Raw genomic sequence first — 21,819 nt, forward strand, 5'->3', positions numbered from 1 at the left:
GATCTCAGAATACCGATACTTTATTGCGCACTGCAAGAGCTGGAACCGGCGGTGCATTGCGCAAAGCGTCGCTCAGCTCTTTAAGTGTTTTGGTCGCGAAGGGCGACAGCACGCGTGGAGCGGCCGACATGGCTTCTTCTGGCTTGTCTGTTGCCGCCACTTTCGGTTCGGTTGATTTGGCAGGCGCCGGGAAGGCGGGCGTGATACCGGGGATCGGCTTTAATTCGATGTTCTGATGAGCATAATTCATCATCCGCTGCCACGCCATTGCAGGGAGAACGCCGCCGGTTAGTTCCTTCATCGGTGTGAAATTATCGTTGCCAAACCAGACAGCTGCCGTGAAATTCCCGGTAAAGCCAACAAACCATGCGTCACGATAGTTCTGTGTTGTGCCGGTTTTGCCGCCAACGCGTGTCATCGGCAATGCCGCGCGACGCGCTGTGCCGCGTTCCGGCACTTGCACCAGCATCGAATTCATCTCGAAGGCTGCTTTTTCAGACAATGCCCGGTGCGGCTTTGGTGCATCGCGTGAATAGTCCCACAAGACTTTGCCTTCGGACGAAACAATCTGGGTGAAAGCATGGCGATTGCCAGCCATCCCGCCATTGGGAAACACGTTAAAGCCGGTCGCCTGATCCATCACGGTCATTTCAGAGGTGCCGAGTACCATGGTTTTATGTGAGGAAATGTTTGATTCCACACCCATAGCTTTCGCGAGCGCAACAATGGGTGCGGTTGTCAGATGATCCTTGGCAAGACGAACTGGAACTGAGTTGAGTGATCTTACAAGTGCTGTCGTCAGATCGACGCGACCGGCAAAGCTGCGACCATAATTGCGAGGTGCCCAGTTCCCCCAGCTGACGGGTGCATCGGAAACAATGGTATTGGGCGTCAGTCCCTTTTCCATAGCAGCTGCATAGACATAAGGCTTGAAAGATGACCCAGCCTGACGCAGAGCTTTGGTTGCGCGGTTGAACTGGCTTTCACCATAATCGCGGCCACCCACAAGGGCGCGTACTGAACCATCATTGGCGATCACGACTGTCGCAGCTTCAGAGACATTGTATTCTTTTCCGTTCTGACGAAGGTAGAACTCCAGCGAATCTTCGGCGGCCTTTTGCAGATTGCGATCCAGGGTCGTGCGAACTGTAAGTGTATGATAGGGGAGGTGACCCGCAACTTTCTTAACTTCATCAAAAGCGAAGTCGAGGAAATAGTCAGGGCTTTCATTTTTGGCGCGATCAATGATGCTGGCTGGATTGCGTCGCGCAACCGCAACCTGTCCATCGCTCATGAAGCCGCTTTCAACCATGTTTGAAAGCACAACATTGGCACGGGCGCGTGCTGCTGGCAGATTGACATGCGGGGCAAATTTGGCAGGCGCTTTGAACAGACCCGCAAGCATAGCGGCCTCTGCCAGCGAGACGTCCTTAACGTTTTTGCCGAAATAAAATTCCGATGCTGCAGCAATCCCGAATGTGCCGCCGCCCATATAGGCGCGATCAAGATAGAGCTGGAGTATTTCTTTCTTGCTCAGATTGTTTTCAAGCCAGATTGCCAGAAATGCTTCTTTGATCTTTCGCTCAATGGTTCGTTCATTGGAAAGAAACAGGTTCTTCGCAAGCTGCTGGGTCAACGTCGAGCCGCCCTGAACCACGCCATTGGCGCGAAGGTTTTGGCTCAATGCTCGGCTAAGCCCCCAAAAATCGATACCATAATGATCAAAGAAGCGGCGATCTTCGGTGCCAAGAACGGCTTTAATAACATGATCTGGCAATTCATCGATTGGGACTGCCTGCCGGTGCAGGATGCCGCGCTGTCCCAGTTCATTGCCATAGCGATCAAGAAATGTGACGGCATAATCGTCCTGCGCACGCCAGTCTTTTTTGGTTTCTTCAAAGGCTGGTAATGCCAGAGCAAGCATCAGAACCGAGCCAATAACGCCCAGCGTAAAGCCTTCATCCAGAATTTCGACAACAAAACGCCGGAAGCCACGAACGCGGAATTTCCGTGAGAGAATTGTGATGTTTTCCCACCATTCGCGTGTATGAAAGCTAAGATTGTAAAGGCCGGAATCGATCCATGCGTCAAGGCCGATAAGGCGCGAAACCCTGAAGGGCTTGCGCCCTGTATTTTCAGAATCTTCATCAGTCTTGTTACGCATGAACTCTACTTTTTAATCGTAAAAGTTGCGAGATGAGCAGAACCTGCCATCGAACCATATCAGATAATAAAGCCATAACTCATGTTAATTCGTAAACGAATTGCAGAAAGTCGAACAAGAAAAAAATCATAAATAGGAAAATAGTCCTTGACGGCGTAACGGTGCTTTGCTAGTAATTAGATACAGTCAGAAAAGTGTGACTGATGCTGATAAAGGCTTCGATACCCCCGGCTTTTATCAAATTTCAAAACCCCGGAAGCCGAGCGCTTTCGGGGTTTTGCATGAAAGAGGGTGAATTGAGCGGATATGCGCTTGAAAACGCGAAAAATAGACGAGCGCCGTCAGGCGCAAATCAGGCTGGCTTTTCGCCTGCAAATGAAACACGACATCACCAAGGCGGAAATCGTGCAGTTGATGGGCTGCTCGGAAAAACAGTATCTTCATTGGTTAAACGGAGTTGGTCTTGATGAGAATGCCCTTATCAAGCCTTCAGTAACCGAGAGTGCTCTGCAAAGATTGCAAGCTGAACTGAACAAGTTGATTGATGCCGAAGAATTGCCTGACAAGGGCAAGGCGGAAGCTTTGATGGCACTGGCTAAGGCCGTGAAAACCGTTGGCGAGCTAGCAACTGAAGCGGAAACATCCGAGGTCAACTCCGAGGCATCCTTTGTCTGCCTCGACGATGTCAAAGAAACGCTGATACGCGTAGACCGGAGAATCGACGAACTTGCAGAAATTCGCGCGTGGGAAATCTTGGAGCGCGGACCTGACGCCAAATCAGATAATAGCAGTGGACAGAGAATGGCTGCTCAAGGCGCGTGATGCGCAACTGCCACCGTCTGGCGACTGGCGCACATGGCTTATTCTGGGTGGTCGCGGATCGGGGAAGACGCGGGCGGGCGCTGAGTGGGTATCGGGAATGGCACTTGGGCTTGCACCTTTTTCTTCGCAACATTGCGGGCATATTGCACTGGTGGGCGAAACGTTTGCCGATGCCCGTGAGGTCATGGTGGATGGGCCTTCTGGCATATTGTCGGTCTCGCGATTGTCGCGTCCACGTTATGAGGCGACACGGCGCAGGCTTCTTTGGGAGAATGGCGCAGTGGCGTCACTTTACACGTCGGAAGACCCAGACGGTTTGCGTGGTCCGCAGTTTGATGCCGCATGGTGTGACGAACTGGCGAAGTGGAAAAATCCGCAAGCCACATGGGATATGTTGCAGTTTGGTCTGCGATTGGGGCGATTTCCGCGTCAGGTGGTGACGACAACACCGCGCGCGGTTCCATTGCTGAAATCATTGATGACCGACAATTCGGTTGCGATGACGCATATGCGAACATCAGAGAATGCCGAGCATCTTGCGAGTGGTTTTATTGAAACGATCAATCAGCGTTATGCGGGTACGCGGCTCGGACGACAGGAACTCGACGGCGAATTAATTGAAGAACGCGCCGGAGCCTTGTGGTCACGTGAGCGGATTGAGCAATGTTTTGAACAGTCTGCTCCTGAGTTGATCCGTATATTGGTTGCGATTGATCCACCTGCTTCATCGGGAAAATCGTCCGATGCCTGTGGGATTAGTGTTGCTGGTATCGACGAAAATGGCATTTCGCATGTGCTGGCGGATGAAAGCATGAGCATGGCTAAGCCGCATCAATGGGCGCGGCGTGCAATTGCGCTTTATCATGAATATGAGGCTGACGCGGTGCTGGCCGAAGTCAATCAAGGCGGCGAGATGGTTGCTGCTGTGCTTGCGGCAGAGGATGCCACTGTTCCGGTTCTGATGCGGCGTGCATCGCGGGGCAAATGGCTTCGCGCCGAGCCGGTGGCCGCCCTTTATGAGCAGGGGCGTGTTCGTCATGCTGGTCGCTTTACAGCACTCGAAGACGAGATGTGCGACTTCGCACCTGAAGGCCTTTCGAGTGGAAGGTCGCCAGATCGTCTTGATGCCATGGTCTGGGCGCTGACAGAACTGATGCTTGGTGCTGATCGAAAGCCGCGTATCCGGCGTTTCGGGTAATTTTACAATTATTGGAGAGCCGATATATGGCGTGGAACTGGCCGTGGCGTAAAGCCGTCGCGAACGCACCCTCATATTCTGATGCGGGGCGCGAGAAAAAGAGCGCCCAAGGTTTTGTGGCCCTGCATATGGAGCGTGGACCATCTTGGATTGCGCGCGATTATACCTCGCTTGCCCGCGAAGGTTTTATGCGCAATCCGGTGGCGCATCGCTGTGTGCGGCTGATCGCCGAAGCAGCCAGCAATGTGCCATGGCTGCTTTATGAAGGCACGACAGAACATGAAACGCATCCGCTGCTCGATCTTATTGCGCAGCCGCAAGGTGGGTTGGATAGCAGCAGCTTCTTTGAACGGCTTTACGGACACTTGCTGATTTCGGGCAATGCTTATGTGGAGCGTGTCGATCTTCCGAGCGGACGCAGCGAGTTGCATCTTCTACGGCCCGAACGGGTGACACTTGAAACATCCAGTGACGGCTGGCCGCAATCGCTGGTGTATCGCTCAGCCAATACGAGCCGTGTTGTGTCGCTTGCGGGGGCGGCATCCGCTGGCTTGCATCTCAAACTGTTTCATCCGCTGGATGACCATTATGGTTTTCCTCCGCTTGAAGCAGCGTTGATGGCACTCGATCTGCACAACGCAGCAGGTGCCTGGAACAAGGCTTTGCTTGATAATTCTGCGCGGCCTTCCGGTGCGCTGGTCTATGCGCCGAAAGACGGCGGTAACCTGACCGAAGAGCAGTTTGATCGGCTGAAAACCGAGCTTGAGGAAGGCTACACGGGGGCTTCCGGTGCTGGACGTCCGCTGTTGCTTGAAGGTGGGCTGGACTGGAAAGCGATGGGTTATAGCCCACAGGATATGGATTTCATAGAGGCGAAGAATGGTGCTGCTCGCGACATCGCTTTGGCCTTCGGTGTGCCGCCGATGCTGCTCGGCATTCCGGGCGATAATACCTATTCCAATTATGCCGAGGCCAATCGTGCCTTCTACCGCCTGACAGTACTGCCGCTGATTAACCGTACGGCCAAGGCTTTTGGTTGTTGGCTGGGACCCATTTTCGGAGGCGATCTGCGGCTTGAGCATGACACGGATCGCATTGAAGGCCTGTCGCAGGAACGTGAATCTCTGTGGCGGCGCGTCTCGGAAGCCTCGTTCCTGAGTGATGACGAAAAACGCGATGCGGTTGGTTATCAGCCGCGTGCAGAAAGGAGGGCGCCATGAGTAATCTGAGTGAAACCGTGATGACATCTGATGCGACGCTGGTTTGGTTTGCAAAGATTGCAGGGGCCGTTGCGGGTTCTGCCGTGTCGCTTGCTTACATGCTGCCAAATGGTAAGCGCGAGGCAGGCATTCGCTTTGCAGTCGGCATTATCTGCGGAATGGTTTTTGGCGGTGCAGCAGGTGTGAAAATTACCGAAGCATTGTCTTTGGAACAGTTGCTGGGGCGCGCCGAAGTAATGCTGATGGGCGCAACCGCCGCAAGTCTTGCCGCTTGGTCGGTGCTTGGCATTCTCAAGCGTTTTGCTGAACGCATAAAACACGCACCGCTTCCTGGTCTCCCATTTTCGCAAAGGAGCCGGAATGACCAAGCTTGAAACCAAGCGCGCATCACTGGCACTTGAAGATGTTGAAATCGACGGCAGTTTTTCAGGTTATGCGAGCATTTTTGGTCTCCCTGACCTCGGTAATGACGTTATCGAGAAAGGCGCTTTTGCGAAATCGCTGATATCGCGAAAGTCGTCTGGAGTGCGCATGCTCTGGCAGCACGATGCGGCTGAACCGATTGGTGTCTGGACCGATATTCGCGAGGATACACGCGGGCTTTATGTCGAGGGCAGACTTGCCAAAGGTGTGGCACGCGCCCGCGAAGCGCTGGAACTCATGCGCGCTGGCGGACTGGATGGCTTGTCGATCGGCTTTCGCACAGTCAAAGCGCGGAAGGACGCGCGAAGCGGCCTTAGACACATAACGGAAGCGGACCTCTGGGAAATCTCGGTGGTCACATTTCCGATGCTGCCACAGGCGCGGATCAATAATCTCAAGGCGGATTTGCCGACAGTCAGAGAGTTTGAACGCTGGCTCACGCGGGATGCGGGGCTCAGCCGTTCTGCTGCACGTCTGGTTATAGCCAAAGGCTATTCAGCACTTGCAGCCTTACAGGGCCAGGACGGGCGGGACGCTTTCCGGGCAATTGAAGCAGGACTAGCGCAGCGTATGCGCGCGGCCTGCAAGATGATGTCTCTTAATTAGTCAGGACCAAAAATGGAAAAAAATCATGCAATCCCGCTCGAAACCAAGAGCGTGGAAACGAAGGCGCTTGGTAACAACGGTGATGTGTCGGAAGCTTTTGATGAATTTATGACTGCCTTCTCCGCGTTCCGTGATGCCAACGACGAGCGTTTGAAAAAGGTCGAAAAAAGCGCGGATGTCGATGTGCTGCTCCGCGACAAGGTTGATCGCATCAACCGTGCGCTCGACGAACAGAAGCAGGCGCTAGATCAGTATGTTCTGAAGAGTGCGCGTCCGCAGCTTGGCAAAGGCAACCCTGTCATTGACGTTGAACACAAGCAGGCTTTTGACGGCTATGTTCGCCGTGGCGACGAACAGGCGCTGCGCGGTGTTGAGCAGAAGGCACATTCCTACGCTTCCGGCCCTGATGGTGGCTATCTGGTTCCAGCTGAACTTGAAACCGAAATCGGTCGCCGTTTGGCCGTGCTTTCGCCGATCCGTGGTATTTCCAGTGTGCGTCAGGTTTCTGGTGCGGTGCTGAAAAAGCCGTTTTCGGTTAGCGGCCCGGCAACGGGCTGGGTCGGTGAAACCGATGCGCGTCCGCAGACCGCATCGGCCAAGCTTGCGGAACTCCAGTTCCCGACGATGGAAATCTACGCCATGCCAGCAGCAACAGCTTCACTCCTCGACGATGCAGCTGTTAACGTTGAACAGTGGATTGCCGAGGAAGTGGAAGCAGCCTTTGCCGAGCAGGAAGGGGCTGCCTTCATCACCGGCAATGGCCTGAACAAGCCGATGGGTTTCCTGAGCTACAGCACCGTTGACGATGCAAGCTGGGAGTGGGGCAAGATCGGCCACATAGCCACTGGTGTTGATGGCGCATTGCCTGCTTCCGATCCATCTGACAAGCTGATTGAACTCATCTATGCGCTGAAAGCTGGCTATCGCCAGAACGCAAATTTCGTGATGAACCGCAAGACGCAGAGCGTGTTGCGCAAGCTCAAAGATGCCGACGGCAATTATCTTTGGCAGCCACCTGCGGCTGTTGGGGAGAAGGCATCGCTGATGGGTTTTGGTCTTGTCGAGGCCGAACACATGCCGGATATTGAAGCAGATGGAACGCCGATTGCCTTTGGTGACTTTGAACGCGGCTATCTGGTCGTGGATCGCATCGGCGTGCGCGTGTTGCGCGACCCGTATTCTGCAAAGCCATATGTGCTTTTCTACACCACCAAACGCGTGGGCGGCGGTGTGCAGGACTTTGATGCCATCAAACTTCTGAAATTCTCAGCCTGATGTTTTCAACGATCTACCTGCCGGTTTTGGCAGCTAGATTCCATTTGCGAACGCGTTGAATCTCTTTCTGGGATGCCATGCGTAACTATCTGATTTGAGAGTTATTTAAGGGGAAAGTACATGACAATGTTTCTTGTCACGCCGCCGGCGCTGGAGCCGGTGACGATTGCAGACGCACGCGCGTTTTTACGAGTTTCAACCGAAAGCGAAGACGAGATTCTGCGCCGTATCATCAAAACGGCGCGCGAGATGGTCGAGGCAGATATAGGGCTTGCGCTTATTGATCAGACATGGCGTCTGCGTGTGGATCGTTGGCCGCGTTCAGGTCGTCTGGCGCTGTTCAAGTACCCGGTCAAAGCGGTCGCATCCGTTGTCGCATATCGTCCCGATGGCACTGCAATCAGCATGGAACCCGAAGAATTCATGCTTCAGCATGGCCGTCGTCCGCAGCGTGTTTATATGGCGCAATATCCTGATGCGCAGACCTTCTGTGGTCTTGAGGTCGACTTTATCGCAGGCTTTGGTGAAACCGGCGTGGAAGTGCCAGATGCACTCAAGCAAGCCATACTTACTTTGACAGCACATCTCTATGAGAACCGGGCAGCGCTCAATGACGCTAGTGCAGGATTGCCCGCATTGGTCGGCCAGATGGTTGACAGCTGGAGGAATATCTCTCTGTGAATAAAATTTTATTGATTGATCCCAGTCAGTTCAAAACAGAACTGGCTTTGGAAACTATGCAGCCTGTTGCTGATGGTATGGGTGGATACAAAGAAACTTGGTCTGAGGTTGCAATTGTCTGGGGCAAATTAGAACCCATATCGAGTACGCCAAGAGGGCAAGTTCGCCCATTTCCGGAGTTAACGCACCGAATTTATGTGCGTTACCGAGGTGACATCACTTCTGATAAGCGATTTCGGAAGGGAGAGCGCATCTTCACTTTGCGCACGGTTTACGACCCTGATGAAAGCAAACGGTACCTGACTTGCTTAGCAGTCGAGGTTGGACGTTGAATATCACCATGAAATTGACCTTCGAGGGTCTCATCCGCGCGTTGCGTTTTAAGCAGCTTACGCAGCAGGAAAATATTGCAATCGGGCGCACTGGCGCCCGGAGTGAGGTCAATGATTCAAGCGGGGATCAAAATGAAAAATGGCGCGGCAGCATTGCAGAAAGCACTTTATGACGCCTTGAAGAATGATGAAGAACTCATTGAAACGCTTGGTGGCGAGCATGTTTATGATCATGTGCCATTTAAAACTCCCTATCCTTACGTCACTCTCGGTGAGACTTTGACGAAGGACTGGAACACGGCCAGCGAACGCGGAGGCGAGCACTTCCTGAATATTCAAATATGGGCTCGCGAAGCCGGGCGCAAACGTGTGCTCGACATTGCCGGACGCATCGCCACCCGTCTCGACGAAGAACCGCTCGATCTCGATGGCCATCGCGTCGTCAATCTTATGCTGACCGAGGTTTTAGCCCGCAACACAGACGGGTTTGGCAGCTATCTGGGCACGATGCGCTATCGCGCCGTGACCGAACCGGCAAACTAGAGCACATCCCGAAAAGTGGGAACCGGTTTTCCGATAAGATGTGCGTAAAACAAAAAGATAGAGCCAGGAGCAAAACATGACAGCTCAACGCGGCAAGGATATCTTGCTGAAAATCGCGCATGGCACAGACCAGTTTGAAACCTGTGCAGGCCTGCGCACCAAACGCATTGCTTTCAATGCCGAAACCGTCGATGTGACTGACGCGGATGCCGCCGGTCGCTGGCGGCAATTGCTGGCAGGAAGTGGCGTTCAACGCGCTTCGGTTAGCGGATCTGGTATATTTAAGGATGCAGTGTCGGATGCTCTTATCCGTAGCGTCTTTTTCAACGGCGAAATTCGGGAATGGCAGATCATTTTGCCGGATTTTGGAACGATCACCGGAGCGTTTCAGATCGTTGCTCTGGAATATGGCGGCAACCACGACGCGGAAGTCACATTTGAAATCGCACTTGAATCCGCGGGGCTGATTGCTTTCGGAGAAGCGCTATGATGGTCAATCGCCATCGCGGCGAGGTTGCGGCAAAACTTGATGGTCGCGACTGGACTCTCTGCCTGACGCTGGGTGCGCTGGCACAGCTTGAGTCTGCTTTTGAGGCAGATAACCTTTCCGACCTGATAGCTCGCTTCTCCAGCGGTAAGCTCTCGGCCTTTGATATGCAACGCATTATCTGTGCGGGCCTGCACGGTGGCGGACACGATGTGCCGCTTGAAGACGTGGCTGAAATGCGGACCGATGGTGGCGCAAGCGGCTATGCGCGCATTGTTTCAGCGCTTTTGACAGCAACCTTTGGAACCGCAGAAAGCGATTCTTCTTCAAACCCTTAAGTGCCGCAGTTGAATCATATCCTTCACGTCAGCCTTTTCCGTGGGAAGAGGTGATGCGCGCGGGTTTTGGTTTGCTGCGGCTTTCTTCAAAAGACTTCTGGGCCATGACCCCACGCGAACTCGGCGCCGTTCTTGGGCCTGTTTCGCAGAGCATGAATGCTCCTTCGCGCGCGACACTCGACGCGCTGATGCACGCCTTTCCCGACAGGTGATTTAATATGACAGATGAAACTGTAAGCGTTTCCGTCGAGGCGGACACGAGTGCTTTTGATCGCGCGCTGACCGATCTTGAAAAGCGGTCGTCAAGCTTCGGCGCAAGCCTGACAACAGCACTGAAAAGTGCAATTGTTTCCGGCAAAGGGCTTGACGATGTGCTGCGCGGACTTGCGAGCAGTCTGGCAGGTTCAGCGCTTTCCGCAGGACTTCAACCACTGCAAAATCTTGGTTCCTCGCTAATGACGAGCGTAATGGGCGGCATCCGGGGCATCATGCCGTTCGCAAAAGGTGGCGTGGTTTCAAGCCCGACTTATTTTGGCATGGGTAATGGTTCGCTGGGCCTGACAGGTGAAGCTGGTGCAGAGGCAATTCTGCCGCTGGCGCGGGGTGCCGATGGCAGGCTGGGTGTAGCGACGGGCGGCAGTGGGGCAAAGCCTGTTCAGGTCGTTTTCAACATGACATCGCCTGACGCATCCTCCTTCCGAAAGTCAGAAGCTCAGCTTTCCACCATGCTCGCCGGTGCTGTGCGCCGTGGCGCACGGAGGATGTGAGATGGAAGCGTTTCACGATGTCCGTTTTCCGCTTGGCGTATCATTCGGTTCCACCACCGGAACCGAATGGCGCAATGAAATTGTAACGCTCACATCAGGCATGGAAAAACGTAATGCACGCTGGGCGCATTCACGCAGGCATTTCGATGCGGGCACGGGCTTGCGCTCGCTGGATGATCTGAAAACTGTGCTTGCCTTCTTTGAGGCACGACGGGGATCATTGCATGCCTTCCGCTTTCGCGATCCGTTTGATTTTTCCTCAGCAAACGGAACTGCCGCACCCTCACATAATGATCAGCGCATCGGAACCGGTGACGGTGTTACAGTGGGCTACCAGCTTGCCAAACAATATGACACTTACAGTCGCCCGGTCACACGTCCTGTCATCGGGTCGGTGCTGGTCGGCGTTAATGGCGCAAAACTCAACGAGGGGGAAGCTTATACGCTCGATCATGCCACGGGAACTGTCTCTTTTACCTCGGATTATGTGCCAGTGGAGGGCGCTCAGGTGACGGCTGGCTTTCTGTTCGATGTGCCGGTCCGCTTCGACACAGATCGGCTGACAGCAAGCATTGTCTCCTTTCAGGCGGGTGAAATTCCGTCAATTCCTATCATCGAGGTCAAGGCATGATCCCTGTCCCTGCGCAACTTGAATCACATCTGAAGGGCGACGTAACAAGCCATTGCTTTGCATGGCTTATCAGACGTTCCGATCAGGTGGTGATGGGCTTTACGGACCATGACCGGAGGTTTGATCTCGATGGGGTTTCCTGCGAACCGCTGACGGGTCTTAACAGTAGCGAAGCCACAACAACACTTGGTCTTTCCATCGCGGGCGGCGATGTCGAAGGTGTGTTGTCTTCGGCACGTATCAGTGAAGCGGATATTGAGCAGGGGCGCTATGATGGTGCTGTGGTTGAAACCTATCTCGTAAACTGGAATAGGCCGGACCAGCATATGCTTTTGCGTCGCTGGACGGTTGGGGCGATCACGCGCTCAGGCGGCCGTTTTGTCATGGAACTAAAGGGTGCAGCGGCAGCCTTTGATGCTGTTTGCGGAAGGCGTGTTCTGCGACAGTGCGATGCCGTGTTGGGTGATCAGCGCTGCGGCGTTAATATCAGCGATCCGCACTTCTTTGTGAATGGTTCTGTGACCAGTGCAGAGGGTGCTGCGCTGAGCGTCGCGGGTCTTGAAGGTTTTGCCAGCGACTGGTTTACGCAGGGGCGACTGACATGGACAAGTGGTGACAATCGGGGTGCATCGGTGCGTGTTGTCGCACAGAGCGGCAACGCTCTGAGCCTTACAGAGCCACCAGTGCTGGCTGCAAAACCGGGTGACGGTTTTCGACTAGTTGCAGGTTGTGACAAGAGCTTTGCCACCTGTAAGGCGAAGTTTGCCAATGGCACGAATTTTCGCGGCTTCCCACACCTTCCCGGAAATGATGCCGCCTTCGCCTATGTCAGTAGTGGCAATGAATATGATGGGAGCGCACTGGTCCCATGAATATTGCTGACAAAGTTCTCACCGAGACGGAGCGCTGGATTGGCACGCCCTATCGACACGGTGCTTCCACACGCGGCGTAAGCTGTGATTGTCTTGGTCTGGTGCGCGGTATCTGGCGTGCGCTTTATGGTGTGGAGCCGGAAATACCCGTTGCCTATGCGCCGGATTGGGCTGAGGCAGCGATGGGTGAACCGCTGTTAGAGGCCGCATCCCGGCACATGCAGCCGCGCAGCGGGGGTGATCCGCAGCCGGGCGATCTGCTTATCTTTCGTTGGCGTTCCGATGTTGCGGCCAAGCATCTTGGCATCATGACGCGTGAAAATCGCTTTATCCATGCCTATGAGGGGCATCGCGTCATGTCTTCGGCACTGGTGCCGCAATGGCGCAAGCGTATCGCCGGAATTTTTATTTTCCCTGAATCAGAAAGTTAAGCAATGGCGACTGTTGTTCTGCAAGCGGTGGGCGCTGCCGTTGGCGGTATTTTTGGCCCTGTGGGTGCTGCCATTGGCGCGGGACTTGGCGCTATGGGTGGCTATGCCATTGATACGGCCATCATCAATTCGACCCGTCATATGGAAGGCGCACGCCTCAATAGCGGCCGCATTGCGACAGCCGAAGAAGGGGCGGCTTTGCCATTCGTCTATGGCACGGCACGGCTTTCCGGCACATTAATCTGGGCGACACGTTTTGAGGAAAAGAAAACCACAGAGCGGCAGGGCGGAAAGGGTGGGCCGAAAGTTACCTCCTATAGCTATTTCGGCAATATGGCTTATGCGATCGCGGAAGGCGAAATTGCTGGCATTCGCCGTGTCTGGGCCGACGGGCAGGAGCTTGATCATACCGAGATCGAAATGCGTGTTTATCATGGCACTGATACGCAGCAGCCCGATCCATTGATCGAAGCGAAACAGGGTACAGGAAATGCTCCGGCCTATCGCGGAACGGCCTATGTGGTTTTCGAGCGTATACCGCTTGATGTCTATGGCAATCGACTACCGCAATTTCAGTTTGAGGTTCTGCGGCCGATCGGAAAGGTTGCGCGCGATGTGCGTGCTATAGCACTCATTCCCGGCTCGACAGAGTTTGGCCTGTCACCAACGCCTGTTACCGATCAGATGGTATTGGGTGAGCGTCGGACACTGAACCGCAATGCAAAACGTGGACGCGGCGATTGGACTGTAGCCATGGATGAGCTGCAGGCGCTTTGCCCTCAGTTGCAGCACGTGGCGATCGTCTTGCCGTGGTTCGGCGACGACTTGCGCGCAGGATTATGTCAGATCAGGCCAGGCGTGACACATCAGAGTTCGTCATCATCAAGTCAGACTTGGAAAGTTGAGAACGTAACGCGTAGCGGTGCGCATTTGATTTCCACGAGTGGCGAGGGCGCTGCCTATGGTGGCACACCATCGGATCAGAGTGTGATTGATGCGATACGTGATGCGAAAGCGCGTGGCTTGAAGGTCACGCTATATCCTTTCATCATGATGGATATTCCTGCGGATAACCAATTGCCAAACCCTGATGGTGGAAACGGGCAATCCGTCTATCCATGGCGTGGACGCATCACCTGCCACCCTGCCATTGGCGTTGCAGGCTCTCCCGATAGGACCGCAGAGGCCGCCAATCAGGTCGAAGCTTTCGTCAATGGAACATGGGGTTACAGGCGCTTTCTGAATCATTGTGCGAGTCTTGCAGTGCAAGCTGGTGGGGTTGATGCATTTTTGCTGGGGTCTGAACTGCGCGGCCTGACCAGTATTCGCGAAAGTCGCGATGCTTTCCCCTTCGTCGCGCATCTTTGTGCACTGGCTGCCGAAATGCGCACCAGACTGGGGCCAGACTGCCGCATAAGTTACGGTGCGGACTGGACCGAATATTTTGGTTATCAGGCGCAGGACGGCACGGGCGATCTCTATTTCAGCCTTGATCAATTATGGGCACATTCGGCAATCGATGCGATTGGTATCGATAATTATATGCCGCTGGCCGATTGGCGTGATGATGATCTTGAGGGCGGCAACCCGGACGGTTTTGAAGGCGCGTACGACCTCAACGGCCTGAGCAATAGCGTCGAAGCGGGTGAAGGCTTTGACTGGTACTATGGAAGTCACGAAGATCGGGAACAGCGAAAGCGCACGCCCATTACCGATGGTCTTGCAGGCAAGCCATGGGTCTATCGCTACAAGGATATTCGTTCGTGGTGGAGCAATCCGCATTATAACCGCGTGGATGGCGCCGAGACTCTGACGCCAACGGCATGGGTGCCGCAATCCAAGCCCGTTTGGTTTACCGAACTCGGTTGTCCGGCTGTCGATAAAGGACCAAACCAGCCCAATGTTTTCCCTGACCCGAAATCTTCGGAAAATGCGACGCCCTATTTCTCGAATGGTACACGCTCCGACATCGCCATGGATCGCTTTTTGCGAGCGCATTATCAGTATTGGCCGGAGCATAATCCGGTTTCCCCCGTCTACGGTGGGCCGATGCTCGACATGGATCGCATCTATCTTTGGTCCTGGGACACGCGACCGTTCCCGGAATTTCCGCTGAAAAGTGACGTGTGGGGCGACACGCCAAATTGGCGGCTAGGCCATTGGCTCAATGGCCGCTTGAGCGGAATAGCGTTGGATGAACTTATCGCTGCCGTTCTTGCGGATTTCGGTTTGCCGGATGCCGACTGCTCGGGTGTTGATGGTCATCTGACCGGTTTTGTTATTGGGGAGCCAAGTACAGCGCGCGGTGTGCTGGAACCGTTGATGAATGTGTTTGGTATTCATGGTTTTGAGCAGGCAGGCCAATTTGTGTTCCGTAGCATTGGTCGCGCAGCTCCTGTTCTTGACGTTACGGCGACGCTTGTTGAACCGGCCGATGGCGAAGCGCTGACTGCGGTTCTTGAAGATCCGGGTGATTTACCTTCGGTGGCAGAGCTCTACTGCAACGACCCATTGCGTGATTTTCAGGTGGTTGGCGCATCGGTGCGACGCGATACGGGACAAGGCACCGAAAGCCTCAGCTTGTCCGGCTCCATGGAGCCGGGGCAGGCGAGCGCTCTCGCAGAGGCTTGGATGGCGCGCCGCTATGCTGAGCGCCGGACTGCAAGTTTCTCACTGCCTTGGTCTGAGGCGGCGCTTCATGTTGGCGACCGGGTGCGAGTTGATATGCTGGGCGGTGGCCGCAACTACATCGTTTCGTCGCTGGAAGACGGCGAAGTGCGTGCGGTAAAAGCTGTGGCCCTGGCACCGAATATTGTTTTTGCAGATAGGGGAGAGTCGCCGCAGCTTCCTCCAGGTGAGCCGGTTTCGGATATGAAACCGATTTTCCATCTCATTGATTTGCCGTTATGGCCTGGCGCAGAAGATCCAGTTGGTCAGTTCCGCGTTGCCGCTCATGCAAAGCCATGGCGAGGGGTGGTGGCCTATGCCTCTCCAACCGGCGATGGCTTTGCTGAGCGCAGCCTCATCACGGAGCGTGCGGTGATGGGTGAACTGACCGCACCATTAGAAGGCGGCCCCAGCGGACGCATGATTGGCGCGCAGACAATTGAGCTGGCACTCTATTCGGGTGAATTGCAATCAAAGCCGCTCGCTCAAATCCTCAATGGGGCGAATATGGCGATAATCAAATCGCTGGATGAAAAATGGGAGGTGGTTCAGTTTTTGGAAGCTGAAGAAATCGGAAAAAATCGCTGGCGGTTAAGCAAACTTCTGCGTGGGCAGCTTGGCACTGAAACGGCAGCATGGCTCGAAAAACCAGCCGGTACGCCGTTTATTCTATTTGACGGCGGCGTGCAGAGCATAGGCCTGACACCATCGGAAATCGGGCTGGAACTCAATTGGCGCGTAGGCGCGGCAGGTAAGCCATTTTCTGATGAATATTTCGATACGGTCAAAACCATTGGTGGTTTGCAGGCATTGAGGCCACTGAGTCCTGTGCATCTGAAGGTTGATCAGCTCAGCAATGGTGATCTGTCATTCAACTGGATCAGACGTGGGCGAGTTGATGCCGATAATTGGATGGGGGCAGACATTCCACTTGGCGAGGATAGAGAGAGCTACAGTGTGGAAGTCTGGCAGTCAGAAGTGCGCGTGAGGACCATAGAAGTATCCACTGCATCGTGGACATATCCCAGTGCTGCAAGACTTGCAGAAGTTGGAAGCAGCCCTTTTGAAGTTCGGATTGCGATGCTGAGCACAAGGGTCGGTGCTGGCGATTTTGCCTCAATCGAAATTCTGAGCAATTCCTAATAGAAAAGGATAATTCATGACTGATGATAAAGCCTGGTATCTTTCGCGCACTGTCTGGGCTGGACTTGTCGCGTTGTTTCTGTCGCTTGCCGGAGCGTTTGGTCTTGTCAGCGAAACCGTGGATCACGGTGCGCTGACTGATGTATTGCTGCAACTTGCTACCGCATTCGCTGGCCTTGTCGCCATTTTTGGTCGGATAGGGGCAACTTCGCGCATTTCATAATTTTATAAACCGTGATAGCAGGGTTATTGAATATGCTTGATCCCGGAATATTGACGGATGCTCCGGATGATCTTATGTGTAAAAACAATGGTTTAAATAGTGGCTGTTTCAATACGAGGCATTTGCTATTTTATGGGCTTAATTTCCTTTGTGTCCTTCAATGAACTGCATTGTTCATGCATCGTTCAGCTGACAGGCGCTATATAAGGGACATGATGAAACAGAACCCTGCTCTCAAAATTTTCGCGCTTCTGGCCGTTAGCATTGGTCTGTTGCCGGTCAGTGCCGGTGCCCTGCCAATTGCGACGCCTCAGAAATCAAACGTCTTTGTCGCTGCCGCAGCTGATTGCGCCGCAGTTGGCGAACAAGTGGCTGCCTCGCAGGGCGGTCAACTGGCTAAATCAACGCCGACAACGCAGAATGGCCGAGCCATGTGTGTGGTCGTGGTGCTTATACCAGGGCGCGATGGTGAACGTCCGCGTCGCGTTGAAGTGGCTGTACCCGCACAATAAGCGGCTTTGCTACGGCAATAAGCAAGGAAATATGGCTTGCGTATTCTGATCGTTGAAGACGATAAAGATCTCAACAGGCAGCTTTCGGATGCTATGGCGAGCGCAGGCTACGTCGTAGACAGCGCTTTCGATGGTGAAGAAGGCCATCATCTCGGCGATACCGAACCCTATGATGCGGTGATCCTCGATATAGGTCTGCCACAGATGGACGGGATCAGTGTTGTCGAGCGCTGGCGGCGCGATGGCCGTGCAATGCCAGTTCTCATGCTGACAGCCCGTGATCGCTGGAGCGATAAGGTTGCCGGTATCGACGCCGGTGCCGATGACTATGTGGCTAAACCTTTTCATATTGAAGAAGTCATGGCGCGATTGCGCGCACTGATCCGGCGCGCGGCAGGCCATGCATCTTCTGAGCTGGTCTGCGGTGCACTTCATCTTGATACCAAGACGTCTAAGGCAAGCGTAGACGGCGTGGCGCTTAAACTCACGTCACATGAATATCGGCTGCTTTCTTATCTCATGCATCATATGGATGAGGTGATTTCTCGGACTGAGTTGGTTGAGCATTTGTACGATCAGGACTTCGATCGCGATTCCAATACGATTGAAGTTTTTGTCGGTCGCCTTCGTAAGAAAATGGGCGTTGATCTGATCGAAACTGTGCGCGGCATGGGCTATCGTATTCGGTCCGATGGGCAGGGAGATGTGAAAGGGAGCGGGAACTGAAGCTTCTTCGCGTTTTTCCCCCTTTGCGTTCGCTGGCTATCCGCGTTGTCACGCTTTCGACGCTGTGGGTGATTATCGCACTTGTCGTCGTCGCAACACTTATCAGCACACTTTATGGCGATGCAGCGCGTAACAATTTTGAGCGCTTGCTGACGGCTCATCTGTTCAGTCTTGTGGGCGCGGTCAGCATAACGCCAGATGGCACTCTTCAAGGGCGTCCGGAACTTGGAGAGTTGCGCTATTCCAGTCCACTTTCTGGCTGGTATTGGTCAGTTGATCCCATTTCGAAAAATGTGAGCGGCAAACTGCAATCTCTATCGTCAATTGGGCGCCTCGTTCCAGAAATCCCTGTATCGCAGGTGCCTTTCGACAGCTCTTTCATGCGCAGCTACACTCTGCCGGGGTTGAATGGCGAAGAATTGTATATTGTCGAAACCGAAGTCGTTCTGGATAATGATAATCGTGTTGCGCGCTTTCGCGTGATGGGCAATCTGAGTGAAGTCATCAGTGAAATCTCAGACTTCCGGAAAAAGCTCGCTTTCTATCTTGCGATTTTTGGCCTTGGCAGTGTCTTCATCAATGCTGGCATTATTCTGTTTGGACTTCGCCCGCTTGATAAAGTGCGTCAGGCACTTGCAGACATTCGCGAAGGGCGCTCAGCCAAATTAGATACATCGCTGCCGATTGAAATTGCGCCTCTTGCCAAAGAAATGAATGCGCTGATCGAAAACAATCGTCGCATTGTTGAGCGTTCCCGAACGCAGGTTGGCAATCTTGCGCATTCACTGAAAACACCGCTTTCGGTTCTTGCCAACGAAGCGCGAAGCATTGGCGGCCAACAGGGGCGCGTTATTCTTGAACAAAGCGAAGCGATGCAGGTGCAGATACAGCATTATCTGCAACGCGCGCGCATTGCAGCGCAGCGCGATAGCGTTGTATTTAGAACGCCAGTTACGCCAGTTCTGGAGCGCATGAAGCGGGTGACGGTTAAACTCAATCCGTCTTTCAATATCAGTTTTAAGAATACGTTGCCGGGTGCAGTCTTTGCCGGTGAGAAGGAAGACCTCGAAGAGATCGTTGGCAATCTTGTTGAAAATGCAGGCAAGTGGGGGCGTAAGCGTATAAAAATTACGCTCCGAGCAGCGGTCGATGTGAAACGTCAGTTTGAGGTTCTGATTGAGGACGATGGTCCCGGACTTGCGCCAGATAATATAGAGGCGGCATTAAAGCGGGGTAATCGCGTTGATGAAACCAAGCCCGGCACCGGGCTCGGTTTGGCAATCGTTCAGGATACTGTGCGCGAATATGGCGGAAGTTTGCATCTAGCAAAAAGCACTATGGGCGGGCTTGCAGTACGCGTTGTGTTGCCGCTGACTGAAGATTGAGAGTTGTTTTTGCCGAAAGGCTCACTACAAGGTTAGGGTGACAGCTGCATTTTGCGATCATATGCATGCTTATCTTTATGAAGGCCGGTTTATTATGATGATGGTTTCCAAGTTCTCTGCTTCGCTTTTGATTGTTTCTATTGCGCTTACGCTTTCTGCCTGTGGAACATCCGGCGGTGGCAAGGGCGGTGGGCTGACATCACTCGGCGGTCTTTCTTCAAAGACAGAAACGCGTCCGGACCTTCTTGCATCGTTGGGTAACGGTTTGCTTGGCAGTTCCGTTGGGCAATTAACTGCGGCTGATCGTAAAAAAGCGCTTGAAGCAGAATATCGTGCACTTGAATATTCACCGGCGGGCAAAGTTGTCTCATGGAGCGGTAGCGCTTCGACATCTGGTGACGTCACTGCCGCACAGCCTTATCAGGTCGGATCGCAGAATTGCCGCCAATATACGCACAGTTTCACAATAGCTGGGGCGCCGCAAAGTGCGCGTGGTACAGCCTGCCGTAACGCCGATGGAAGCTGGACGCCCCTGACATAATTCTTTGGAAATATGTGAGTCGTTTCACTTAGATATGCGCGCCGCGCATCGCTATTATTTCCTCTATGCGCGGGCATGCTTGAAAAGCTGCATTTTACGATGATTTCTTTGCGGCGAATTGCCCTAGTCGCCCGGATTCGGCACTGTTCGAGTTGGTTTTTATGCCGACCGGGATTAAGTCTCAGCCATGGAATTCTGGTTGACTGCCGCCGTGCTGACTTTTGCAGCTACAATGATTGTTTTGTTACCGCTTACTCGGAACAAGCAGGAATTTTTGCCCCCTGAAAAAAATGATCTGGAAGTTTATCGTGATCAGCTGCGTGAGGTCGAGGCCGATGCTGCACGCGGCATGATCGACGCGCCAAGTGCGGAGCAGGCGCGGATTGAAATATCCCGTCGAATTCTCAATGCTGAGAAAAGCAATTCAGACGCGATTTCGAGTTTCAAGCAGGCGCGTTCAGGGCGTATTCTTGGCTTTGTATCGGTGCTGTCGGTCCCTTTGATTGCGTGGGGCGTTTATCCAATTTTCGGTGCTCCCGATGTGCCATCAATGCCATTGGCTGCACGCTTGGAAAACAGTCCGCAAAACAGCTCCGTTGACGAGTTGATCGCTCGCGCCGAAGCGCATCTGGCACAAAATCCAAATGATGCGCGTGGTTGGGATGTATTGGCACCAATTTATCTGCGCATTGGTCGGGGCAATGACGCAGTGAATGCTTATCGCGCGGCGATGCGGCTTGAAGGCGAGAATTTCCCGCGAGTACTCGGCCTCGGTGAAGCGCTTATCGCTGTATCTGGTGGTCCGGTAACGGCAGAAGCGGAAGGGCTTTTCAACAAAGCATCAGCATTGAACCCGGACGATATTCGGCCGCAATATTATCTCGCGCAGGGCGATTTACAGGACGGTAATTCAGAAGGGGCTGTGAAGCGCTTGCAAAGCCTTCTCGATAAAGGTCCAGCTGATGCGCCTTGGCGCTCACAGATTGAAAAAGCGATTGCTTTTATCCATAATTCGACCAATTCGCCATCAGTACCTGCAAAGGGGCCAAGCACTGAGGATGTCGATGCCGCTGCTTCTATGAATGCGGAAGATCGTCAGGCGATGGTTGAAGGCATGGTTCAGCGTCTCGATCAAAGCTTGCGTGAAAACGGCGCGGATCTTGAAGGCTGGAAGCGTTTGGTGCGCTCTTACATGATCCTTGATCGTCGTGATGCAGCTGTCGATGCGCTGAATCGTGGTGTTGCGGTGCTGGATAGCAAGCAGCAAGTTGAGCTAAAAAGTTTTGCCGCAGGGCTTGGTTTGGAAGCAGGGAGCGCAACGCAATGAGTGCGACCGCAGAAGGCAATGAACGCAATATAAAGCAAGCCGGAAATCTGGCCCGCAGCGTCAGCCGTAGAAAGCGTAAGCGACTGATGCTGATTGGCGGCGCTCTGGTCGTGCTGGCGGTTGCTGTCGGTCTTATGCTCATGGCTTTCAGTCAGGATATTCGTTTCTTCCGAACGCCTGCCGATCTGACGGAACAGGAAATTACTTCCGGCGCGCGATTCCGATTGGGTGGTCTTGTCGAAGAAGGTTCAGTTGTGCGGGAGGGGAGTGAGCTTCGTTTTACAGTCACCGATACAATCAAGACCGTCAAAGTCGTTTTTGAAGGCATTGTCCCTGATCTATTCAGAGAAGGACAGGGCGTTGTTGCAGAAGGTCGCTTTGAACCAGATGGTATTTTTCGCGCGGACAGTGTCCTTGCAAAGCACGATGAAAATTATGTCCCGAAAGACCTCGCCGATAGCCTGAAAAAGAAGGGCGTTTGGGAAGGTAAATGATGGGAACTGGA

The 21,819-nt window shown here is 53.7% G+C and carries 25 protein-coding genes and 1 pseudogene; 25 read left to right on the forward strand and 1 reads right to left on the reverse strand.

Annotated elements, in window-relative coordinates; genetic code table 11:
• Window positions 1-4: 4 nt before the first annotated feature.
• Window positions 5-2,164 carry a transglycosylase domain-containing protein gene (locus U2P60_RS12575; protein WP_413572888.1) on the reverse strand — a complete coding sequence of 720 codons (2,160 nt, stop codon included), beginning with the start codon at window positions 2,162-2,164 and terminating at the stop codon, window positions 5-7.
• 375 nt (window positions 2,165-2,539) lie between these two features.
• Here U2P60_RS12575 and U2P60_RS12580 point away from each other — a divergent pair, with 375 nt between their 5' ends.
• The 25 genes and pseudogenes from U2P60_RS12580 to ccmE all read left to right on the forward strand — a co-directional run bounded on the left by U2P60_RS12580 (window position 2,540) and on the right by ccmE (window position 21,808).
• On the forward strand, window positions 2,540-2,986 hold the full coding sequence (locus U2P60_RS12580) for a hypothetical protein (RefSeq protein ID WP_413572889.1): 447 nt from the start codon (window positions 2,540-2,542) through the stop codon (window positions 2,984-2,986).
• A complete protein-coding gene (locus tag U2P60_RS12585; RefSeq protein ID WP_413573779.1) occupies window positions 2,949-4,184 on the forward strand; it encodes a DNA-packaging protein in 1,236 nt (411 codons plus the stop codon). The genes U2P60_RS12580 and U2P60_RS12585 overlap by 38 nt, the downstream gene beginning before the upstream one ends.
• A gap of 26 nt (window positions 4,185-4,210) precedes the next feature.
• Window positions 4,211-5,404 carry a phage portal protein gene (locus U2P60_RS12590; protein WP_413572890.1) on the forward strand — a complete coding sequence of 398 codons (1,194 nt, stop codon included), beginning with the start codon at window positions 4,211-4,213 and terminating at the stop codon, window positions 5,402-5,404.
• The gene (locus U2P60_RS12595) at window positions 5,401-5,778 is read left to right on the forward strand and encodes a DUF6107 family protein (protein WP_413572891.1); all 378 of its coding nucleotides are present in this window, start codon (window positions 5,401-5,403) and stop codon (window positions 5,776-5,778) included. Before U2P60_RS12590 ends, U2P60_RS12595 begins: the two co-directional genes overlap by 4 nt.
• The gene (locus U2P60_RS12600) at window positions 5,765-6,433 is read left to right on the forward strand and encodes an HK97 family phage prohead protease (RefSeq protein WP_413572892.1); all 669 of its coding nucleotides are present in this window, start codon (window positions 5,765-5,767) and stop codon (window positions 6,431-6,433) included. Before U2P60_RS12595 ends, U2P60_RS12600 begins: the two co-directional genes overlap by 14 nt.
• Window positions 6,434-6,445: 12 nt before the next feature.
• The gene (locus U2P60_RS12605; RefSeq protein WP_413572893.1) at window positions 6,446-7,708 is read left to right on the forward strand and encodes a phage major capsid protein; all 1,263 of its coding nucleotides are present in this window, start codon (window positions 6,446-6,448) and stop codon (window positions 7,706-7,708) included.
• Window positions 7,709-7,828: 120 nt separating this feature from the next.
• Window positions 7,829-8,389, forward strand: a complete 561-nt coding sequence (locus tag U2P60_RS12610; protein ID WP_413572894.1) for a head-tail connector protein — start codon at window positions 7,829-7,831, stop codon at window positions 8,387-8,389.
• Window positions 8,386-8,721: a phage head closure protein gene (locus tag U2P60_RS12615; protein ID WP_313828183.1), complete on the forward strand. Its 336-nt coding sequence runs from the start codon at window positions 8,386-8,388 to the stop codon at window positions 8,719-8,721. Before U2P60_RS12610 ends, U2P60_RS12615 begins: the two co-directional genes overlap by 4 nt.
• On the forward strand, window positions 8,718-8,894 hold the full coding sequence (locus U2P60_RS12620; RefSeq protein WP_413572895.1) for a hypothetical protein: 177 nt from the start codon (window positions 8,718-8,720) through the stop codon (window positions 8,892-8,894). The genes U2P60_RS12615 and U2P60_RS12620 overlap by 4 nt, the downstream gene beginning before the upstream one ends.
• Entirely contained in the window at window positions 8,854-9,264 is a 411-nt protein-coding gene (locus tag U2P60_RS12625) for a DUF3168 domain-containing protein (protein ID WP_313828186.1), read from the forward strand. The genes U2P60_RS12620 and U2P60_RS12625 overlap by 41 nt, the downstream gene beginning before the upstream one ends.
• 76 nt (window positions 9,265-9,340) lie before the next feature.
• Entirely contained in the window at window positions 9,341-9,754 is a 414-nt protein-coding gene (locus U2P60_RS12630) for a phage major tail protein, TP901-1 family (RefSeq protein ID WP_413572896.1), read from the forward strand.
• Window positions 9,751-10,089 (forward strand): gene transfer agent family protein, encoded by a 339-nt coding sequence (locus tag U2P60_RS12635; protein ID WP_313828188.1) that lies wholly within the window; start codon window positions 9,751-9,753, stop codon window positions 10,087-10,089. The genes U2P60_RS12630 and U2P60_RS12635 overlap by 4 nt, the downstream gene beginning before the upstream one ends.
• A 44-nt stretch (window positions 10,090-10,133) precedes the next feature.
• Window positions 10,134-10,301: pseudogene (locus tag U2P60_RS12640) on the forward strand (rcc01693 family protein); the annotation flags it as partial.
• A gap of 6 nt (window positions 10,302-10,307) precedes the next feature.
• Complete coding sequence (locus U2P60_RS12645; RefSeq protein ID WP_413572897.1) at window positions 10,308-10,856, forward strand: phage tail tape measure protein; 549 nt, start codon at window positions 10,308-10,310, stop codon at window positions 10,854-10,856.
• Window position 10,857: 1 nt separating this feature from the next.
• Window positions 10,858-11,487, forward strand: coding sequence for a TIGR02217 family protein (locus U2P60_RS12650; protein ID WP_413572898.1), 630 nt, complete (start codon window positions 10,858-10,860; stop codon window positions 11,485-11,487).
• On the forward strand, window positions 11,484-12,359 hold the full coding sequence (locus tag U2P60_RS12655; RefSeq protein ID WP_413572899.1) for a DUF2163 domain-containing protein: 876 nt from the start codon (window positions 11,484-11,486) through the stop codon (window positions 12,357-12,359). The genes U2P60_RS12650 and U2P60_RS12655 overlap by 4 nt, the downstream gene beginning before the upstream one ends.
• On the forward strand, window positions 12,356-12,790 hold the full coding sequence (locus U2P60_RS12660) for an NlpC/P60 family protein (RefSeq protein WP_413572900.1): 435 nt from the start codon (window positions 12,356-12,358) through the stop codon (window positions 12,788-12,790). Before U2P60_RS12655 ends, U2P60_RS12660 begins: the two co-directional genes overlap by 4 nt.
• A 3-nt stretch (window positions 12,791-12,793) precedes the next feature.
• On the forward strand, window positions 12,794-16,600 hold the full coding sequence (locus tag U2P60_RS12665) for a glycoside hydrolase/phage tail family protein (RefSeq protein ID WP_413572901.1): 3,807 nt from the start codon (window positions 12,794-12,796) through the stop codon (window positions 16,598-16,600).
• A 16-nt stretch (window positions 16,601-16,616) separates the two neighbouring features.
• Window positions 16,617-16,823 (forward strand): hypothetical protein, encoded by a 207-nt coding sequence (locus tag U2P60_RS12670; RefSeq protein ID WP_413572902.1) that lies wholly within the window; start codon window positions 16,617-16,619, stop codon window positions 16,821-16,823.
• Window positions 16,824-17,038: 215 nt separating this feature from the next.
• Complete coding sequence (locus tag U2P60_RS12675; protein ID WP_313828609.1) at window positions 17,039-17,335, forward strand: hypothetical protein; 297 nt, start codon at window positions 17,039-17,041, stop codon at window positions 17,333-17,335.
• A gap of 36 nt (window positions 17,336-17,371) precedes the next feature.
• Window positions 17,372-18,061 carry a response regulator transcription factor gene (locus U2P60_RS12680; protein ID WP_313828197.1) on the forward strand — a complete coding sequence of 230 codons (690 nt, stop codon included), beginning with the start codon at window positions 17,372-17,374 and terminating at the stop codon, window positions 18,059-18,061.
• A 74-nt stretch (window positions 18,062-18,135) separates the two neighbouring features.
• Window positions 18,136-19,446 carry an ATP-binding protein gene (locus U2P60_RS12685; RefSeq protein ID WP_413573781.1) on the forward strand — a complete coding sequence of 437 codons (1,311 nt, stop codon included), beginning with the start codon at window positions 18,136-18,138 and terminating at the stop codon, window positions 19,444-19,446.
• Window positions 19,447-19,540: 94 nt separating this feature from the next.
• Window positions 19,541-19,987, forward strand: coding sequence for a hypothetical protein (locus U2P60_RS12690; RefSeq protein WP_313828612.1), 447 nt, complete (start codon window positions 19,541-19,543; stop codon window positions 19,985-19,987).
• Window positions 19,988-20,174: 187 nt separating this feature from the next.
• Complete coding sequence (gene ccmI / locus U2P60_RS12695) at window positions 20,175-21,314, forward strand: c-type cytochrome biogenesis protein CcmI (RefSeq protein WP_313828198.1); 1,140 nt, start codon at window positions 20,175-20,177, stop codon at window positions 21,312-21,314.
• Complete coding sequence (gene ccmE, locus U2P60_RS12700; protein ID WP_313828199.1) at window positions 21,311-21,808, forward strand: cytochrome c maturation protein CcmE; 498 nt, start codon at window positions 21,311-21,313, stop codon at window positions 21,806-21,808. Before ccmI ends, ccmE begins: the two co-directional genes overlap by 4 nt.
• The last annotated feature ends 11 nt before the right edge of the window (window positions 21,809-21,819 follow it).

The organism is Brucella sp. H1_1004 (assembly GCF_047308065.1).
GTDB classification, from domain to species: domain Bacteria; phylum Pseudomonadota; class Alphaproteobacteria; order Rhizobiales; family Rhizobiaceae; genus Brucella; species Brucella pseudogrignonensis_B.

What these genes read in the sequence shown, in the direction of transcription:
- U2P60_RS12575 (WP_413572888.1), bottom strand. Translation starts at nt 2,164, where the DNA reads ATGCGTAACAAGACTGATGAAGATTCTGAAAATACAGGGCGCAAGCCC.
- U2P60_RS12580 (WP_413572889.1), top strand. Translation starts at nt 2,540, where the DNA reads ATGAAACACGACATCACCAAGGCGGAAATCGTGCAGTTGATGGGCTGC.
- U2P60_RS12590 (WP_413572890.1), top strand. Translation starts at nt 4,211, where the DNA reads ATGGCGTGGAACTGGCCGTGGCGTAAAGCCGTCGCGAACGCACCCTCA.
- U2P60_RS12595 (WP_413572891.1), top strand. Translation starts at nt 5,401, where the DNA reads ATGAGTAATCTGAGTGAAACCGTGATGACATCTGATGCGACGCTGGTT.
- U2P60_RS12600 (WP_413572892.1), top strand. Translation starts at nt 5,765, where the DNA reads ATGACCAAGCTTGAAACCAAGCGCGCATCACTGGCACTTGAAGATGTT.
- U2P60_RS12605 (WP_413572893.1), top strand. Translation starts at nt 6,446, where the DNA reads ATGGAAAAAAATCATGCAATCCCGCTCGAAACCAAGAGCGTGGAAACG.
- U2P60_RS12610 (WP_413572894.1), top strand. Translation starts at nt 7,829, where the DNA reads ATGACAATGTTTCTTGTCACGCCGCCGGCGCTGGAGCCGGTGACGATT.
- U2P60_RS12625 (WP_313828186.1), top strand. Translation starts at nt 8,854, where the DNA reads ATGAAAAATGGCGCGGCAGCATTGCAGAAAGCACTTTATGACGCCTTG.
- U2P60_RS12630 (WP_413572896.1), top strand. Translation starts at nt 9,341, where the DNA reads ATGACAGCTCAACGCGGCAAGGATATCTTGCTGAAAATCGCGCATGGC.
- U2P60_RS12635 (WP_313828188.1), top strand. Translation starts at nt 9,751, where the DNA reads ATGATGGTCAATCGCCATCGCGGCGAGGTTGCGGCAAAACTTGATGGT.
- U2P60_RS12645 (WP_413572897.1), top strand. Translation starts at nt 10,308, where the DNA reads ATGACAGATGAAACTGTAAGCGTTTCCGTCGAGGCGGACACGAGTGCT.
- U2P60_RS12650 (WP_413572898.1), top strand. Translation starts at nt 10,858, where the DNA reads ATGGAAGCGTTTCACGATGTCCGTTTTCCGCTTGGCGTATCATTCGGT.
- U2P60_RS12655 (WP_413572899.1), top strand. Translation starts at nt 11,484, where the DNA reads ATGATCCCTGTCCCTGCGCAACTTGAATCACATCTGAAGGGCGACGTA.
- U2P60_RS12660 (WP_413572900.1), top strand. Translation starts at nt 12,356, where the DNA reads ATGAATATTGCTGACAAAGTTCTCACCGAGACGGAGCGCTGGATTGGC.
- U2P60_RS12665 (WP_413572901.1), top strand. Translation starts at nt 12,794, where the DNA reads ATGGCGACTGTTGTTCTGCAAGCGGTGGGCGCTGCCGTTGGCGGTATT.
- U2P60_RS12670 (WP_413572902.1), top strand. Translation starts at nt 16,617, where the DNA reads ATGACTGATGATAAAGCCTGGTATCTTTCGCGCACTGTCTGGGCTGGA.
- U2P60_RS12675 (WP_313828609.1), top strand. Translation starts at nt 17,039, where the DNA reads ATGAAACAGAACCCTGCTCTCAAAATTTTCGCGCTTCTGGCCGTTAGC.
- U2P60_RS12690 (WP_313828612.1), top strand. Translation starts at nt 19,541, where the DNA reads ATGATGATGGTTTCCAAGTTCTCTGCTTCGCTTTTGATTGTTTCTATT.
- ccmI (WP_313828198.1), top strand. Translation starts at nt 20,175, where the DNA reads ATGGAATTCTGGTTGACTGCCGCCGTGCTGACTTTTGCAGCTACAATG.
- ccmE (WP_313828199.1), top strand. Translation starts at nt 21,311, where the DNA reads ATGAGTGCGACCGCAGAAGGCAATGAACGCAATATAAAGCAAGCCGGA.